The 16,073-nt window shown below is 63.9% G+C and carries 15 protein-coding genes and 1 riboswitch; of the genes, 1 reads left to right on the top strand and 14 read right to left on the bottom strand.

Going from position 1 to position 16,073, the window contains the following annotated elements:
• Nucleotides 1-59 precede the first annotated feature (59 nt).
• On the bottom strand, nucleotides 60-1,532 hold the full coding sequence (locus tag CSQ91_RS25515; RefSeq protein ID WP_244965394.1) for a DHA2 family efflux MFS transporter permease subunit: 1,473 nt from the start codon (nucleotides 1,530-1,532) through the stop codon (nucleotides 60-62).
• A gap of 205 nt (nucleotides 1,533-1,737) precedes the next feature.
• Here CSQ91_RS25515 and CSQ91_RS25510 point away from each other — a divergent pair, with 205 nt between their 5' ends.
• Nucleotides 1,738-2,892: a hypothetical protein gene (locus tag CSQ91_RS25510; RefSeq protein WP_099389991.1), complete on the top strand. Its 1,155-nt coding sequence runs from the start codon at nucleotides 1,738-1,740 to the stop codon at nucleotides 2,890-2,892.
• Nucleotides 2,893-2,895: 3 nt separating this feature from the next.
• On the opposite strand, the gene CSQ91_RS25505 is transcribed toward CSQ91_RS25510, so the two are convergent.
• The 13 genes from CSQ91_RS25505 to cobT form a co-directional block, all read right to left on the bottom strand.
• On the bottom strand, nucleotides 2,896-4,350 hold the full coding sequence (locus tag CSQ91_RS25505; protein WP_099389990.1) for a cobyric acid synthase: 1,455 nt from the start codon (nucleotides 4,348-4,350) through the stop codon (nucleotides 2,896-2,898).
• A complete protein-coding gene (locus CSQ91_RS25500) occupies nucleotides 4,347-5,156 on the bottom strand; it encodes an ABC transporter substrate-binding protein (RefSeq protein WP_099389989.1) in 810 nt (269 codons plus the stop codon). The genes CSQ91_RS25505 and CSQ91_RS25500 overlap by 4 nt, the downstream gene beginning before the upstream one ends.
• Entirely contained in the window at nucleotides 5,153-6,064 is a 912-nt protein-coding gene (locus CSQ91_RS25495) for a cobalamin-binding protein (RefSeq protein ID WP_070278114.1), read from the bottom strand. Before CSQ91_RS25495 ends, CSQ91_RS25500 begins: the two co-directional genes overlap by 4 nt.
• Entirely contained in the window at nucleotides 6,061-7,047 is a 987-nt protein-coding gene (cobD, locus tag CSQ91_RS25490; RefSeq protein WP_099389988.1) for a threonine-phosphate decarboxylase CobD, read from the bottom strand. Before cobD ends, CSQ91_RS25495 begins: the two co-directional genes overlap by 4 nt.
• Nucleotides 7,040-7,993, bottom strand: coding sequence for an adenosylcobinamide-phosphate synthase CbiB (gene cbiB, locus CSQ91_RS25485; RefSeq protein WP_099389987.1), 954 nt, complete (start codon nucleotides 7,991-7,993; stop codon nucleotides 7,040-7,042). The genes cobD and cbiB overlap by 8 nt, the downstream gene beginning before the upstream one ends.
• Complete coding sequence (gene cobU / locus CSQ91_RS25480; protein WP_099389986.1) at nucleotides 7,987-8,553, bottom strand: bifunctional adenosylcobinamide kinase/adenosylcobinamide-phosphate guanylyltransferase; 567 nt, start codon at nucleotides 8,551-8,553, stop codon at nucleotides 7,987-7,989. Before cobU ends, cbiB begins: the two co-directional genes overlap by 7 nt.
• Nucleotides 8,554-8,560: 7 nt before the next feature.
• Nucleotides 8,561-9,193 (bottom strand): cob(I)yrinic acid a,c-diamide adenosyltransferase, encoded by a 633-nt coding sequence (gene cobO / locus CSQ91_RS25475; protein WP_099389985.1) that lies wholly within the window; start codon nucleotides 9,191-9,193, stop codon nucleotides 8,561-8,563.
• Entirely contained in the window at nucleotides 9,190-9,963 is a 774-nt protein-coding gene (locus tag CSQ91_RS25470) for an ABC transporter ATP-binding protein (RefSeq protein ID WP_099389984.1), read from the bottom strand. Before CSQ91_RS25470 ends, cobO begins: the two co-directional genes overlap by 4 nt.
• Nucleotides 9,960-10,985 (bottom strand): FecCD family ABC transporter permease, encoded by a 1,026-nt coding sequence (locus CSQ91_RS25465; protein WP_034785028.1) that lies wholly within the window; start codon nucleotides 10,983-10,985, stop codon nucleotides 9,960-9,962. Before CSQ91_RS25465 ends, CSQ91_RS25470 begins: the two co-directional genes overlap by 4 nt.
• Before the next feature lie 88 nt (nucleotides 10,986-11,073).
• Nucleotides 11,074-12,939, bottom strand: a complete 1,866-nt coding sequence (locus tag CSQ91_RS25460) for a TonB-dependent receptor domain-containing protein (RefSeq protein WP_099389983.1) — start codon at nucleotides 12,937-12,939, stop codon at nucleotides 11,074-11,076.
• Nucleotides 12,940-13,066: 127 nt separating this feature from the next.
• Nucleotides 13,067-13,308: riboswitch (cobalamin riboswitch) on the bottom strand.
• A gap of 44 nt (nucleotides 13,309-13,352) precedes the next feature.
• Nucleotides 13,353-13,907, bottom strand: a complete 555-nt coding sequence (locus CSQ91_RS25455; protein ID WP_070278106.1) for a histidine phosphatase family protein — start codon at nucleotides 13,905-13,907, stop codon at nucleotides 13,353-13,355.
• Between the two features lie 6 nt (nucleotides 13,908-13,913).
• A complete protein-coding gene (locus CSQ91_RS25450; protein WP_070278103.1) occupies nucleotides 13,914-14,720 on the bottom strand; it encodes an adenosylcobinamide-GDP ribazoletransferase in 807 nt (268 codons plus the stop codon).
• A gap of 4 nt (nucleotides 14,721-14,724) precedes the next feature.
• Entirely contained in the window at nucleotides 14,725-15,765 is a 1,041-nt protein-coding gene (gene cobT, locus CSQ91_RS25445; RefSeq protein ID WP_070278101.1) for a nicotinate-nucleotide--dimethylbenzimidazole phosphoribosyltransferase, read from the bottom strand.
• Between the last annotated feature and the right edge of the window lie 308 nt (nucleotides 15,766-16,073).

The raw sequence follows: 16,073 nt of genomic DNA, 5'->3' as shown, positions 1-16,073 counted from the left end.
GTCACGGTAGCAGGGCCGGGCAAAAGCACCAGCGGCGCTGGCGGCAAGCTTGATGTGGCTCAGCCTTTTGTGGTTTGCACTTCCGTCTGCACAACGGCCTGGGCCGTCACGTCGGCCGCATCCTCCTCGTCGCTGTCCGTGCCCTTGCTGATGCTTTCGCCATCGTCGCGGCGCAGTGTCCAGAAAGTCAGCGAGGACAGCACCGTCAGGGCCGCCAGGGTCAGGAAGGCATGGTGCAGGGCCGTGCTGAGCATGGCGCGGTCCGACTGCGGCATGTCGCCCAGGTACCAGCCCGTGATCAGGGAACCGAAGGCGAGGCCAAAGCTCATCGACAGTTGCTGCATCGAACTGGCGATGGTGCTGGCCATGCTGGAATCGGCCTTGTCGACATCGGCATACGCGATGGTGTTCATGCTGGAAAACTGCAGCGAATTGAAAAAGCCCATGCACAGGCTGATGGCGACGATCACGTACAGGGGCGTGCCCACGCCCACCAGCGAAAACATGGCGATGGTGACGCCGATCAGCACGGTGTTGACGATCAGTACCTGGCGGTAGCCGAAGCGGGCCAGCACGCGCGCGGAAATGAATTTCATGCCCATGGCGGCCGCGGCCGACGGCATCATCAGCAAGCCCGATTGCCAGGCGGGCAAGCCCAGGCCCAGCTGGTACAGCAGCGGCAACAGGAAGGGCAGGCCGCCCACGCCCAGGCGTGTGACGAAGCCGCCCACCACGGAGACGCGGAAGGTGCGTATCTTGAACAGGGTCAGGCGCAGCAGCGGGTGCAGCACTTCGCTCGAATGCCAGACATACGCGGCCAGCAGGCTGATGGAAATGAACAGCAGCACGGCAAACGAGGTGCCGTCGATGCGGTGTTCGCCGAAGATTTCCAGCAGCCACGACAGCAGCGCGATGCCCGTGCCGAACAGCACCAGGCCGATCAGGTCCAGCGGACGGGGCTTGTCGCCATAGTAATCGGGCATGTAGCGGTGCGCCAGGTACAGCGCCACCAGGCCGACAGGCACGTTGACGAAGAAAATCTCGCGCCACGACAGCCAGTGCACGATCAGCCCGCCCACCGTGGGCCCCAGCAGGGGGCCGATCAGGGCGGGGATGATGACGAAATTCATGGCCGCCAGCAATTGCGACTTGGGAAAGGTGCGGATGATGGTGAGCCTGCCCACCGGCATCATCATGGCCGCGCCCACCCCTTGCAGCAGGCGCGCAGCCACCAGCATGGGCGCATTCACGGACAGGCCGCACAGGATGGAGGCGATGGTAAAGATGGCGACGGCGGCGGAAAACACGCGCCGCGTGCCGAAGCGGTCGGCCATCCAGCCGCTGATGGGAATACACACGGCCAGGCTCAGGATGTAGCTGGTGACGACGGCCTTCAGGCTCAGTGGCGTCACGTTGAGGCTGGCGGCCATGGAAGGGATGGCGGTGTTGACGATGGTGGAGTCGAGTTGCTCCATGAACAGGGCGGTGGCGACCACCCAGGGAAGGTAGCTTTTGATCGGGGAACTGGTCATGGATGTGAGCCTGAGGAGGAAAAACGGAGCCGACAGTACGGTGAATTGTCACATAAATGGCGCAGGCGTGCCGCCCGCGCCGTGCATTTTGGCAGCGTGCCGGGGGCATCGTCCATGGAACATTTGTTCCATGGCAATAGACAGCGGGCAAGGCTAGCATGTGTTTCCGGCAGCTCCGGCCTCTTTTCCCCGAAAGTCACATCACATGAAAAATGCACTTACGTTCCTCGTCCTGGGCGCGGCCCTGTCCGCATGCGGTGGCGGCAGTGATGGCGGCGCGCCGGAAGCGCCCATCACGCCGCCTGTCGTCGTCACGCCCGCCGTCCCCCCCGCAGACAGCGTGGCCGTGGCGTCCGCCGCCGTGGCCAAGGAGGCGGGCTTGAGCGTCATTGCGGGCGCCAGCGCCGATGAAAGCGTGTATGACGTGGCTGCCGATATCGGCGACACCTGGCGCATCACGTTTGACCATGTCAAGAAAACCTACGCCATCCGCGTGCTGTCGACGCAGTTCGGCTTGAGCGACCGCAGCGGCACGTTTACCGCATCCAGCAGCGGCAATCTCACTATTTACACGGCAACGGATTTCAGCGTTGCCGTCGATGCGCGCACGCGTCTCCTGTCGGGCAATATCAAATTGGGTAATATGGTCTCGACCGTCAGCGGCACCGGCTATGCGGTGGGTGACGTGGCCAAGCTGGCCGGCAGCTATATTTTCCTGGGCGCCATGCGCAATGCCTCGAACGGCGGCGACCGTTTCAATCCGAAAGGCAGTCTCAGGATCTCCGCCGACGGCGCGGCCCAACTGTGCATTGGCGGCGTGTTCAATGCGCAAGGCGTGTGCTCCGCAGTATCGCCACAGCTGGAAGCGGAAAACGCCAGCCTGACCCTGGTCAAGGATGCGAAGAACGGCTTGATCGTCGCCCGCCAGGGTGGCCAGGACTTCGGCATCGTGCACGTGCATGCGGGGGACCGGGGGCTGGCGCTGTTCATCGACCGCTACAGCCGCAACCAGGAAAACGTGCTGCGCGTGGGTACCATCGTGGCGGCCAGGCAGCAAAAGATCGGCACGGAAATCAACGGCAGCTACGCCTGTGCGGCGCAGGGCATCAGCGCCAAGATCGAGGTTGCCGGCAGCACCGCCACCCTGACGAATGACACGACCGGCAAGACGCATGCGGAAACCATCACCGTCAACAGGCTGGGCCTGGGCGCGCAGGCCGCCGATTTCGATGGCATCGCCGTGTTCAAGGACCCGGCCGACGTGCCGGCCGACTATTCGATGTTCATGCCGGTGTCGTCGAGCATGGCGGTCGAGTTTTCGACCGACCGCTCGTACATGGGCGTGTGCCTGAAAAAATAGCCGCTAGCGTTTGAGGTCATCCAGTGCAGCCAGCAGCGGCATGGCGGCATCGGCGATGCGATCCAGGCTGGCCTCGCGCAGGGCGGCGGTGTCCACCGTGTGGCCGGAGTCCAGCCCCGCCCAGCGCAGCAGCGCCGAACATGCGGCGGGTGTATCGAACATGCCGTGCAAATAGCTGCCGAGGATTTGACCGTCGCCCGACACGGCCCCTTCCGGCCGCCCATCGATGACAAAGGCCGGCTGTGCCAGCGCCGCGCCATGCGAGACACCCATGTGGATTTCATAGCCTGCCACGGGCGCATCGGCCGCGACGGCAAACGCGCAGCGGCCGCGCACCTGTTCCAGCCGCTTGTCGCTCGTCAGCTCCGTCACCATGTCGAGCAGGCCCAGTGCCTTTGATTCTCCCGCCGCGCCTTCCACACCCAGCGGATCGCACACGCTTTGTCCCAGCATCTGGAAGCCGCCGCAGATGCCGAGCACCTTGCCGCCATAGCGCAGGTGTTTCGCCAGGTAGGCGGGCCAGCCTTGCTGCTGCAGCCAGGCCAGGTCGCCACGCGTGTTCTTGCTGCCGGGCAGGATCACCAGGTCGGCCGCTGGAATCGGCTGCCCATGCTGGACGAATTGCAGGTCGATATCGGGGTGGGCGCGCAGCGCGTCAAAGTCCGTGTGGTTGCTGATGCGCGGCAGTTGCGGCACCACCACCTTGAAGGCGCCGCGTTCCGCCTGCATCGCTTCGACGGCGTCTTCCGCGTCGAGGAACAGGCCTTGCAGGTAGGGCAGCACGGCCAGCACGGGTTTGCCCGTCTGCTGTTCCAGCCAGTCGATGCCGGGTGTGAGCAGTGAAATGTCGCCGCGGAAGCGGTTGATGACGAAGCCGAGGATGCGCGCCCGTTCGCTGTCGGACAGGCAGGCCAGGGTGCCGATGATGTGGGCGAAGACGCCGCCCCGGTCGATGTCGGCCACCAGGATCACGGGGCAGTCGACGGCTTCCGCAAAGCCCATATTGGCGATGTCGCGCGCGCGCAGGTTGACTTCGGCGGGGCTGCCCGCGCCTTCGACGACGACGGCGTCGTATTGCTGGCGCAAGCGCGTGTAGGATTCCAGCACGGCGCCCATGGCGATGGTTTTATATTGCTGGTAGTCGCGCGCATCCATTTCGGCGCGCACCTTGCCGTGGATGATCACTTGCGCGCCCGTGTTCGACGACGGTTTCAAGAGCACCGGATTCATGTCCGTGTGCGGCGCGATGCCGCAGGCCAGCGCCTGCAGGGCTTGCGCGCGGCCGATCTCGCCGCCGTCGCTCGTCACGGCGCTGTTCAAGGCCATGTTTTGCGGCTTGAACGGCGCCACCGTCACGCCACGGCGTTTCAACAATCGGCACAGGGCCGCGACGACGGTGCTCTTGCCCGCGTCGGACGTCGTGCCCTGCACCATCAGGGCGGGGAAGGGACTCTTCATGCCTGCTGCTCTTTCTGATCCTCCTGCCATTGCGCGATGATGTCGCTGATCTGGCGCAGTCCCTCCGTGATGGCGGCCGGACCGGGAGAAAGTATGTCGGGCGATTTGATCTCGAACAGCATGTCATTGCGCACGGCGGGAATCGCATCCCAGCCCGGACGTGCCGTCAGCTGCGCCGGCTGGAACTTCTTGCCGCACCAGGTGGCGATGATGATGTCGGGAGCGCGCCTCACCACGCTCAAAGGATCGGCGATGATGCGCTCTTTTGCACCCGGATGCGCGGATAACTCCGGGAAGGCGTCCGTGCCGCCGGCGATGCCGATCAATTCGGCCGCCCAGCCGATGCCGCTCATCAGGGGATCGTTCCACTCTTCAAAGTAGATCACGGGCTTGCGTGTCCAGGCGGCGGCGCGGGCCCGGGCGGCGGCGATGTCCGCGCGCAGGCTGGCGATCAGTGCGCGTCCCGCTTCCTCGCGCCGCACCAGCGCGGCCAGCACGGCGATCATGCGCAGGATGCCTTCCACCGTGCGCTGGTTAAACTGGTGCACTTCGATGCCGGCCTTGACCAGGTCGCGGCAGATATCGGCCTGCATATCGCAAAAACCGATCACGAGGTCGGGCTGGACGGCCAGGATGCGCTCCAGGTTCGAGGAGGAGAAGCCGCTGATTTTGGTTTTTTCCTCGCGCGCGCGGGGTGGGCGCACGGTAAAGCCGGAAATGCCCGCGATGACGTCTTCCGCGCCCAGCGCGTACAGTGTCTCCACGGCTTCCGTCGACAGGCACGCGATGCGCTGGTAGTGGCTCATGGCGCTGCCTTGGCTGCGGGAGCGTTGCGGCGCTGGCGGGCCGCTTCCAGCTGTTCGCACATGGCGGCCGTGCCTTCGATCATGCGCGGGCCGGCGCGGTTCAGCAGGTCGCCATTCAGGCGGAACAGGTTATTCCGGCGTACGGCCGTCATCGACGGGAAGGCGCGCCACATGGCCAGGCCGCCTTCGCTGCGCGGATCGCTTTTTTCGCTGGTGCCGAAGATGACTTCCGGATCTTCCTGCAGCACGCCTTCCGGCGTGACGACGGGCGCCACCACCTTCATCGCGGCAAAGACATTCTGGCCGCCGCACACGCGCATGGAATCGCTGATGATGCTCGCGCCGCTCAAGGTATACAAGGGTTTGTCCCACACCTGGTAAAACACGCGCACGGGCGGACGCTGCGCATACCGGGCCGTCAGGCTGGCCAGTTTGGCGCGCAGCTGCGCGGCGGCCGGTTTGGCGGTTTTTTCCGTGCCCATTAATTGCCCCAGGCGCTCCATGCTGTCGGGGATATCGGCCAGCTTGCGCGGTTCGCTGTGATAGATCGGCACCTTCAGCTGGCGCAGCATGGCGATCTGGCGCTCGGCGCTGCCGTGCATCCACACGACGATCAGGTCCGGCTTCATGGCGATGATGCGCTCCATGTCGTACTGGCGGTTGTCGCCCACTTGCGTGATCTTTTTTGCCGCTTCCGGGTAGTCGCTATAGCTGACGACACCGGCGATCTTCTCGCCGCCGCCGGCTGCGAACAGCAGTTCCGTCACGTGCGGCGCCAGCGCCAAAATGCGCTGTGCCGGTTTTTCCACGGTGACGGTATTCCCATCATCGTCGCGCACGGTGATGGCGGCATGTGCCTGCAGCGAGACCAGTCCAGCCAGCAGCAGCGATATTTTCAGGATTTTCATGTGTGCGTCCATGCGGTGAGGGCCTGCTGCAGGCGCAGCCAGGCGTGTTCGTCGGGGGGCAGGCCCAGGCGGATGCCGTGGGCCGCGTTGCGGAACAGGCGTACCCAGATGCCTGATTCTGCCATGTGCTGCCAGAACGCTTCGGCGCGCGTGTCCGGCCACCATTGAAACAGCGCCGTGCCGCTGCTGGCGATGCCGTGCGCGGCCAATAACTGTTGCAAACGGGCGCCTTCGCCGCGCAGACGCTCGCGCATCGCTTCCTGCCAGTGCGTGTCGTTCAAGGCGGCCAGCGCCACTTGCTGCGCCGGGCCGCTGACGGTCCACGGGCCCAGCATATCGGCCAGTTGTACCAGCAGTGCGGGATGGGCGGCGACAAAGCCCAGGCGCAGTCCCGCCAGGCCAAAGAATTTGCCGATGGAGCGCAGCACGATCAGGCCAGGCTGGCCCGAGTGCGGCCCCAGGCTGGCGTGCGTTTCCGTGTCGCCAAACGCTTCGTCGACCACCAGCCAGCCGCCGCGCGTGGCCAATTTGCCAGCCCATTCCAGCAGCAGTGCGGGGGCGATGCGTTCGCCCGTGGGATTGTTCGGGTTGCAGATGACCAGCACGTCGCAGTGGTCGACGGCATCGGCCAGCTGCGCATATGGCACTTGGTGTAATGCGTGGCCGTGCTGGCGCCAGTGGTGCGCATGTTCCGCATACGACGGTGCGGCCACCACCACGCGCGACGGTGCGCGTAGCCGGGGCAGGGCCTGGATGGCGGCCTGCGTGCCGGCAACCGGCAGCATGGCGGGTGCGTTGTAATACGCGCAGGCGGCAGCGGCCAGCGCGGGATCGGCTTCCGGCAGCCGGTGCCAGGCGTTGGCGCCGGGTGCCGGCGCTGCATACCAGTGCGGATTGATGCCGGTCGATAGGTCGATCCAGTCGGCGATGGGCCGTCCATACTCGCGCGCGGCGTCGCGCAGGTTGCCGCCATGTTCAAGCAAGGTATTTCCCCTTCAGGTAGAACAGGCCCGCCAGCAGCGCCACCCAGATCAGCCACAACACGGCCGTCTCGGCCACCAGGCGCCAGGCGCGGTCGATGTCGCGCGCTTCGGCGGGACGGCCGGCGCCCAGCGGCGGGCGGCGTTCCAGTTCGCCATCGTAGATGGCGTCGCCGCCGAGGGCCAGGCCCAGGGCGCCGGCGCCGCTGGCCATCACGGGACCCGCGTTCGGACTGCCCCAGTTTGGGGCCTGCGTGCGCCAGCACTGCCAGGCGCGCTTCTTGTCCGCCATGCTCTTGCCAAGCAAGACATAGGACAGGGCCGTCAGGCGCGCCGGCAGATAATTGAGGATGTCGTCGATGCGCGCGGCGCAGCAGCCGAACCAGTCGTAGCGTTTGTTGCGGTAGCCCCACATGGCGTCGAGGGTATTGGCCAGCCTGAATAGGACTGCGCCGGGGCCGCCCGCCACGGCAAACCAGAACAGGGTGCCGAAGACGGCATCGTTGCCGTTTTCCAGCAGGGATTCCGTGCTGGCCTTGGCCAGGCTGGCTGCATCGGCGTCGGCCGTGTCGCGGCTGACGATGCGCGCCGTCAGCAGGCGCGCGTTGTCCAGGTCATCGATGGCCAGGGCATCGGCAATCGGTTGATTGTGGTCGCGCAGGCTGCGCAGCCCCAGACATAGATACAGCAGGAAGACGTGGAGGGCGGCACCCGCCAGGCCGCACAGCCAGTAGGCGGCATAGCTGATGGGCAGCACGGCCAGCCACCATGCCAGCATGCCGCGCATAAAACGTGCGCGTCCCCGGTTCAGCAGGCGTTCCAGTGTGCTGGCGATGCGGCCAAAGCCGACCAGCGGATGCCAGCGGCGCGTTTCTCCCAGCAGCATGTCGAGCAGCACGCCGGCCGTCATCAAGGCGGCCAGCATTGGCAGCGACAAGCCGCTCAGCATGGGCCGCCTTTCAGGTACAGCGGCAGGCCGGCGGCGACAAAGACAGCCTTGTCGCACACGGCCGCCACGGCCTGGTTCAAGCGGCCCGCCTCGTCGGTGAAGCAGCGCGAGATGGCGCCATACGGCACGATGCCCATGCCCACTTCGTTTGATACGAGAACGAGGTCGCAGTCGGTGTCGCCGATTTCGGCCAGCGCATACAGCAGGTGCGCGCGCTCGCTGTGGAACAGTTCGGGCAGGATGATGTCGCCCACGTCCGGATACGTCTCGCCGCTGGAAAACATCAGATTCGTCAGCCACAGGGTCAGGCAGTCGACCAGCAGCAGACGGCCGGACCGTGCTTCCCGCAGGATGGCGTCGCCCAGGCGCAGCGGTTCTTCCAGGGTTGTCCACTCGGCCGGGCGCTGTGCGCGGTGATGCCTGACGCGCGTGGCCATTTCATCATCGCCCGCCTGCGCGGTGGCGAGGTAGATCACTTCCTTGCCGGACTCGCGGGCCAGCATTTCCGCATGGGCGCTCTTGCCTGAACGGGCGCCGCCGAAGACCAGGGTGCGCGTCATGGCGCTGTTACCACTCGGTGCCGATCTGTGCACCGATGCCGGCCGCGTAAGCATGCTTGACGACGGCCATCTCGGTGACGGTGTCGGCGATCGCGATCAGTTCGTCCGGTGCGCCGCGGCCCGTGATGACCACGTGCTGCATCTGCGGACGTTCCAGCAGGTCGGCGATGATCTTGTGCACGTCGAGGTAGTTGTACTTGAGGGCGATATTGAGTTCGTCGAACAGCACCAGGCCGTAGCTGGGGTCGGCCAGGAAGGTCTTCGCCTGCTCCCATGCCAGTTCGGCCTTTTCGATGTCGCGCTCGCGGTTCTGCGTTTCCCAGGTATAGCCTTCGCCCATCGCATGAAAACTGATTTCATCGGGGAAGCGGCGCAGGAATTTTTCTTCGCCCGTCGACATGGCGCCCTTGATGAACTGCACCACGCCTACCTTCATGCCGTGGCCCATGGCGCGGATGGCCATGCCGAAGCCGCTCGAGCTCTTGCCCTTGCCGTTGCCCGTGTTGACGATGATGATGCCGATTTCCTTGTCGGCCTTGGCGATGGCCGCGTCGATGATGGCCTTTTTTCGCTCCATGCGCACGCGGTGGCGTTCGTTGATTGCGGCTGTTTCTACGTCGATAGGTTTGTTGTCGCTCATGTCTGATCCTCTTTCGGTATGAATATCTTGCGTTTGCCGTGAGCGATGATCTCGATCGGGTGGCCCAGGTAGTCGCTCAGGATGGATGCCTGCATCACATCGGCCACGGGACCGGCCAGCCAGCCGCCGTCGCCCATCAGCAGCAGCGCATGGGTCGAGACGCTGTGCGCCAGGTTCAGGTCATGCCCCACCATCACCACGGTTTTATTCTGTTCGCGGCACAGTTTTGACAGCAGGCCCATGACGCTGACCTGGTGCGCCAGGTCCAGCGCGTTAGCCGGTTCGTCCAGCAGCAGCAGGGGCGTATCCTGCGCCAGCATGGCGGCAATCGCCACGCGCTGGCGTTCGCCGCCGGACAGGCTGCGCACGTCGCGTTCGGCCAGGTGCTCCACTTCCATCGAGGCCAGCGCCGCCAGCGCGATGCGCTGGTCGTCGCTGCCTTCCCAGTAATGGTTGTCGTGATACGGGTGGCGCGCCGACAGCACCGTTTCGATGACGCGGTAAGAGAACGCGTCGTGGCGTGCCTGCGCCAGGAAAGCCCGTTCGCGCGCCAGTTCGTCGAGCGGCCAGTCGATCAGGGCGCGGCCCTGTATCGTCACGTGGCCAGCATCCGGTTCGCGCAAGCCGGCCAGGGTGCGCAGCAAGGTGCTCTTGCCCGCGCCATTGCGGCCGATCACGCTCCAGCATTCGCCATCCCTGATGTGCCAGATGAGGTTTTCCACCAGGGAGCGCGTGCCTGCCTTCAGGCCAAGTTGGTAGGTACGTATCATGTGCGGCGTAATCGGTGCAGTTGGTACAGGAAGACGGGCGCACCGATCATGGCTGTCACCACGCCGACGGGTAGCTGCAATGGCGCCAGCACGGTGCGCGCCAAGGTATCGGCCAATACGAGAAAGGTGCCACCGGCCAGCGCGGCGGCGGGAATCAACAGGCGATGATCGGGACCGCAGGCAAAGCGCAGCGCATGCGGCACGATCAGGCCCACAAAACCCACGCTGCCGGCGCTGGTGACGGCGCTGGCAGTGAGCAGGCCGGAACAGAAGAACAGTCCCTTGCGCAGTGCGCCCACGCGCACGCCCAGGGTGCTGGCCGCTTCCGCGTGTAGCGCCATGACGTTCAGCGAACGCGCGCAGCGCAGCGCGAAGACCATGGCGCCGGCCAGGACCAGCCACGGCATCAGCCGCGCGGGCGCGCCGGACAGGTCGCCTATCATCCAGAACACCATGCTGCGCAAGCGGCTTTCCGGGGCGATGGAGAGCATCAGGGTGACGATGGCCATGCAGGCCGAAGCCAGTATCACGCCCGTCAGCAGCAAGAGCGAGGCGCCGCCTTCAGCGGCCGTGCCGCCGCGCAGGTCGCGGCGGGCAAAGAAATACAGCAGCATGGACACGCCGACGGCACCTGCAAAGGCGGCCGCGTCGACCACCCACAGCGCGCACATGAACAGCAGCGCGGCCAGCGCGCCGACGGAAGCGCCGGCGGAAATGCCCAGCACATACGGGTCCGCCAGGGGATTGCGCAGCAGCGCCTGCATCATGACGCCGGCCAAGGACAGCGCCGCGCCGGTGACAAACGCGGTCAGCGCGCGGCCCAGGCGCAGGTCAAGCAGGGTGGCGGCGAGGGTATCGGTCTTGCCCTGCACGACATGGAACAGGGCGGAAGGCAGGTCGGCGAGCGGGATCGCGATCGAACCGATCATGCCGGAGAAAATCAGGCTGGCAACCGCGCACACGATCAGCACCGTGAGGATCACGGTGGCGCGGTGGCGCATGTTGCGGAAAAATGGGTGCATGTACTGCCTTAAAAACGGGGACTGCAGAACTGCATCTGCGGGCGATGGCGGCATGCCATCGCCCGCAGCTTACATCATTACTACATGGTTATTTCGAGCCGTAACGCAGGCCGACGAAGAAGTTGGAGCCGGCGGTATTGTAGTTGCGTGCCAGTTCATACTTCTTGTCAGTGATATTGTTCCAGCGCGCCAGCACCGACCAGTCCTGCGCCACTTGATAGGTAGCGAACAGGTTAACCAGGCCATAACCGCCCAGGCGGGTCGTGTTTGCAGGATTTTCAAAACGCTTGCCCGACAATTGCCATTCGGCGCCTGTATTCAGTTGACCGATGCTGTAGTCCGCTGCAAAGTTGGCGTGACGCTTGGCGCGGCGCACCAGCGATTTGTCCAGGGTTTGATCGCGCGGATCTTGCAGGTCGATATTGCCGCTGAGACCAAAGTCGCCAAACTTGCGGCGGCCAGTCAGGGTGATGCCTTCCAGCAATGCCTTGTTGACGTTGTAGGCGCAGCCGAACGGATGTGTGGCCACTTCAACCGGGCAGGTATCCGCATAAATCAGCAAATCGGTCACGCGATTGTGATAGTACACGGCGCTCAGTTGCGTCTTGCCATCATCGTAGCGCAGGCCAACTTCAGCATTACGGCCTTTTTCAGGACGGTTGCTGGCGATGCCGTAGCCCGGGTAATACAGCTCATTGTAGGTAGGCTGGCGGAAGCTGGTGCCATAGCTGGCCGTGGCGCGCAAGGCATTGTTGATCTGGTAGCCGTAACCAAGGCTGCCAGTGGTGGTCGAACCGGTTTCCGACATCTTGTCACGGCGCAGGCTGGCGCTGAGCAGGTGCTGGTCGCGCTTCATGGTGTAGGAAGCCGCCAGCGACTTGGTATCGCGGGCGCGATTCAAGATCGGCTTGGCGCTGGATACGACTTCTTCCTTGCGGTAGCTGGCCAGCAATTGCAGCGTGTCGACGCCGATAGCGATGTCATTTTGCCAGTCGAAAGTCGATTGCTTGGTTTCCAGAGAGCTCTTGCCGGCCGCGCCCGCAAAGGTGTCCTCGTTGGCCTTGTCGCGTGCTTCGGCAACTTGTACCGTGCTGTGCCAGCCTTGAACGAATTCATTGTTCATGAATACGCCGATGTTTTCCAGCTTTTGATTGCTGCGCGTGTCATAGCCCGGGCCGCTATCGTACTGGGCTTCAAGCTTGCTGTTCATGAACACCAGGCCCAGATCGTGCCCCTTGGCCAGCTGGAAACCAACCTGGCCCGTAACGCTTTTCTTGTCGTAGCCGTCTTTGTCGGCGTTGTAAGAGAAATTACCTGGTTTGGTGGCCGAAAAGCCGTCGCTTTTTTCCTTGCTGACGTTCAGCGAGTAGCTCAGGCTGTTGTAGCCACCGGTTGCACCCGAAACGCTGGCGTCATATTGACGCGTGGCATCGCTGCCAAAGCCGACGGACGCGCCAACCACGGGCGCGCCGCTACCTTTTTTGGTGAAAATCTGGATGACGCCACCGATGGCATCGGCACCGTACAGGGTGCTCAATGGACCGTAGACGATTTCGATGCGGTCGATGTTTGCCAGTGGAACCGGGCTCCAGTTGGCGGTGCCCAAGGTCGAGGAACCGATGCGGACGCCGTCCACCAGAACGATATTCTGGGTGCTGTTCGCGCCACGGATGTACACCGACGCTGCGGTGCCTGCGCCGCCATTGCGAGCGACTTCGATGCCGCGCTGTTTTTGCAGCAATTCGGTAACGGAACCTGCGCCCGAACGCGCGATGTCTTCGCTGGTGATGATGGCCGTATTGGCCAGCAGTTCGCTGGTTTTTTGCGGGGTGCGGGTTGCGGTGACGATCACTGGATCGAAGGTATCTGGCGTGGTCTGGGCGAAAGCGGCAGGCGCGGCAATGGCTAGCGCGAGCGACGTGAGCGCCGCGTGGCGGGAAACAGCATGGGTCATGATAATTTTCAGTAAGTAATATGCAACCAGCCGACGTCCCCGTAGGCCAGATTGAACAGAAGTGGGAACTGAAGATGACGATCGAAGATGGCCATGGGCCATTCGGATCGCGAACATCCCCGTTCGCACACTTCCACCTGTCCTGGCCGGTATCCGGGCTGGCAAGTAGGGCTATCCCACCTTCCCATGCTCGATGATTGCAAGCACAGTGGTTGTCAGAGATAGCTTGTCGCCCGCTTCCTGTAGAGAGGGGCGACACTTGCTTACCGTTGCGGGGGCAGCACACGTTCGCCGCAGTCGCGGCATCGTGTTTCCCGTTTAACTGCGCTCATGGACATGAGCGCGGGCACCAAAACCCCGCCATTATACGTGCAGCAGGCGTGGACTGAAATGGCTGGCTGGGCGATTCGATATCAGAAATCGACGACGACCGTCGCACCATAGGCGATTTTATGGGCGGAATGGGCGGCCAGCAGGGCCGTTTTTTCCAATGGCAGCCGGGCTTGCAGTGCCGACAGCAGGCGGATGGTGCCCGCATGGCAGATGATGACGACCGTTTCGTGTTGTTCGCGCAACAGATCGCCTAAAAATGCATCGACGCGGGCGGCCATCGCCAGCACATTCTCGCCCCCGCCGGGGCGGTACCAGGCCAGGTCCGTCGCCCAGGCATCGATTTCCGCGCGCGCAATCGCGTGCCAGGGCTGCATTTCCCATGCTCCGAAATCCATCTCCGCCAGCCGCGCGTCAAGGCGCAGGGCGCTCGCAGGCAAGTCTTGCGCCAATGCCGCCGCCAGGCCGGCGCAGCGGCGCAGCGGACTGGTATACAGCGGCACGCCGGCTGGCAAAGTCGCTCGCAGGCTGGCGCGCACCGTGGCCAGTTCGTGCGGCGCCACCGCCACGTCGCTGCGGCCATAGCAGGTGCCGCTGGTCACTTGCGGTGCGGGGTGGCGAACGAGGATCAGGCGCATGCTTTTTTAATAGAAGCGCAGGGGAGGCTGGAAGCTGGAGAGGATGGCCAGATAGACCGCCACTTCCGCCACTTGCTGCACTGCGCCCAGGCAGTCGCCCGTGTAGCCTTGCAGGCGTTGCTGGCACTTGCGGCCCAGCCAGAATGCAGCCGCGGCCGCCGCCACGACGGCGAAGACCAGCGTGGCCCAGTAAAAGATTCCCAGGGTGCCGCACACGACGGCCGGCAGCAGGCCGCAGATGGCTGCGATGAGGAATTCAGCGGTATTCATCTCCTGCGCCATCGGCTTGGCCTTGCCTTCGTCGCGCGCATAGTCCATGAACCGGATCAGCGAGACGGCGGCCATGCGCGAGAGCGGATGGGCGATGCACAGCGTCGCCACGATGACGGCGGGCGGCAGCGAAACCAGCGCCGCGCACTTGATGGCCAGCAGGCAGAGGATGCCGATGGCGCCATACGCGCCGATGCGCGAATCCTTCATGATTTCCAATACCCGCTCGCGCGTCATCCCGCCGCCAAAGCCGTCGCACATGTCGGCGAAGCCGTCTTCATGAAAGGCGCCCGTCAGATAGATGCCGGCGGCGACGGCCAGCAGCACGGCTACCGCCGACGGCAGGAGCCAGCTGGCCAGCAGATACACGGCGCCACTAATGGCCGCCACTACCACGCCGACCAGCGGGAAGTAGCGCGAGGCATGCTGTAGCCAGGCCGGTTCGAAACCCACCCAACGGGGGATGGGCAGGCGCGTGAAAAACTGCAGCGCGATGAAGAAGAGGCGGCACTGATGGACTGCGGCGGAAACGGGATTGGCCATGGTCTTAATCTGGCGTGGATTTTTCGCTGACCTGGGCCGAGGCAAACGTCGCCATCTCGCGCATGAAATTGACGGCTGCGTGCAGCAGCGGCAAGGCCAGCGCCGAACCCGTCCCTTCACCCAGGCGCAAATCGAGGTGCAGCAGCGGACGCGCACCCAGGCTGGCCAGCAGCTGGCGATGACCGTTTTCATCGGAGCAGTGCGAAAACACGCAGTAATCGAGGATGGCCGGCTGCAGACGGGCCGCCACCAGCAGGGCGCTGCTGACGATGAAGCCATCAATCAGCAGAATCATGCGCCGTTCGGCCGCCTTGAGCATGGCGCCGGCCATCATGGCGATTTCGAAGCCGCCGAAAGTGGCCAGCACGTCGAGCGGCGCGGTGACTGCCGCATGATGGGCGACGGCCGCTTCGATCACCTGCTGTTTGTGCAATACGCCTTCCTTGGACAGGCCGGTGCCGGCGCCCACGCAGTCGGCGACCGGTGTTTGCGTCAGCTTGTGCATCAGCGCTGCGGCAGCGGTGGTGTTGCCGATACCCATTTCGCCAAAGCCCAGCACATTGCCATCCAGGGTGGCGACCAGATCCATCCCCGCCTGCATGGCGGCCAGGCATTGTTGCTGGCTCATGGCGGGTTCCTTGGCGAAGTTACGGGTGCCGGGGCCTTGCTTGCGGTCGAGCAAGCCGTCGCGTGGGCCGAAAGCGTGGTTCACGCCGGCGTCTACTATATAGAGGGCGCAATCTGCCTGGCGGGCGAAAACGTTGATGGCGGCGCCGTTGCCGAGGAAATTCTCCACCATTTGCCAGGTCACGCTTTGTGGATAGGCGGAAATGCCTTCGGCGACGACCCCATGGTCAGCCGCAAAAACGATGATGGCCGGCTGGTGCAATGCCAGCTGCGTGCTTTGCTGGATCAAGCCAATCTGTCGGGCCAGGGTTTCCAGCATGCCGAGGCTGCCCAGCGGCTTGGTCTTGCTATTGATGGCGTGTTCGAGAGCACTGGCCAGTGCGGGATTGGCGGTGGAGCAGATGTGTGGAATAGGCATGGGAATGTATATGGATGAGGCAAGGTATGGTCGGCGCTACGATATCACACAGCAATATTTGCCCAGATGCAAATTAGCGCTTGCGGGGCGTGCGGGGCAAGGCTATAATTCGCCCCCTCGCTGAACGACGCATGCAAATGCAGCGTAAAGTGAGAAAAAAGAAGGAGTTGACGGACGTAGCGAAATGCTTCATACTCTTCCTTCTTCGCAGCTGACAAACACAACGCTTTGTCGATAGCGCGAAAGCAGTAACCGAATACAGTTCTTTAACAATTAACAGTCGATAAGTGTGGGCATTTGATGTAAGT

The sequence above is a fragment of the Janthinobacterium sp. BJB301 genome, from assembly GCF_002735685.1.
Lineage (GTDB): Bacteria > Pseudomonadota > Gammaproteobacteria > Burkholderiales > Burkholderiaceae_D > Janthinobacterium > Janthinobacterium lividum.
Note: the sequence above shows the minus strand (reverse complement) of the source record. Positions and strands in the feature narration are given on the sequence as shown.

What these genes read in the sequence shown, in the direction of transcription:
- CSQ91_RS25515 (WP_244965394.1), bottom strand. Translation starts at nt 1,532, where the DNA reads ATGACCAGTTCCCCGATCAAAAGCTACCTTCCCTGGGTGGTCGCCACC.
- CSQ91_RS25510 (WP_099389991.1), top strand. Translation starts at nt 1,738, where the DNA reads ATGAAAAATGCACTTACGTTCCTCGTCCTGGGCGCGGCCCTGTCCGCA.
- CSQ91_RS25505 (WP_099389990.1), bottom strand. Translation starts at nt 4,350, where the DNA reads ATGAAGAGTCCCTTCCCCGCCCTGATGGTGCAGGGCACGACGTCCGAC.
- CSQ91_RS25500 (WP_099389989.1), bottom strand. Translation starts at nt 5,156, where the DNA reads ATGAGCCACTACCAGCGCATCGCGTGCCTGTCGACGGAAGCCGTGGAG.
- CSQ91_RS25495 (WP_070278114.1), bottom strand. Translation starts at nt 6,064, where the DNA reads ATGAAAATCCTGAAAATATCGCTGCTGCTGGCTGGACTGGTCTCGCTG.
- cbiB (WP_099389987.1), bottom strand. Translation starts at nt 7,993, where the DNA reads ATGCTGAGCGGCTTGTCGCTGCCAATGCTGGCCGCCTTGATGACGGCC.
- cobU (WP_099389986.1), bottom strand. Translation starts at nt 8,553, where the DNA reads ATGACGCGCACCCTGGTCTTCGGCGGCGCCCGTTCAGGCAAGAGCGCC.
- cobO (WP_099389985.1), bottom strand. Translation starts at nt 9,193, where the DNA reads ATGAGCGACAACAAACCTATCGACGTAGAAACAGCCGCAATCAACGAA.
- CSQ91_RS25470 (WP_099389984.1), bottom strand. Translation starts at nt 9,963, where the DNA reads ATGATACGTACCTACCAACTTGGCCTGAAGGCAGGCACGCGCTCCCTG.
- CSQ91_RS25465 (WP_034785028.1), bottom strand. Translation starts at nt 10,985, where the DNA reads ATGCACCCATTTTTCCGCAACATGCGCCACCGCGCCACCGTGATCCTC.
- CSQ91_RS25460 (WP_099389983.1), bottom strand. Translation starts at nt 12,939, where the DNA reads ATGACCCATGCTGTTTCCCGCCACGCGGCGCTCACGTCGCTCGCGCTA.
- CSQ91_RS25455 (WP_070278106.1), bottom strand. Translation starts at nt 13,907, where the DNA reads ATGCGCCTGATCCTCGTTCGCCACCCCGCACCGCAAGTGACCAGCGGC.
- CSQ91_RS25450 (WP_070278103.1), bottom strand. Translation starts at nt 14,720, where the DNA reads ATGGCCAATCCCGTTTCCGCCGCAGTCCATCAGTGCCGCCTCTTCTTC.
- cobT (WP_070278101.1), bottom strand. Translation starts at nt 15,765, where the DNA reads ATGCCTATTCCACACATCTGCTCCACCGCCAATCCCGCACTGGCCAGT.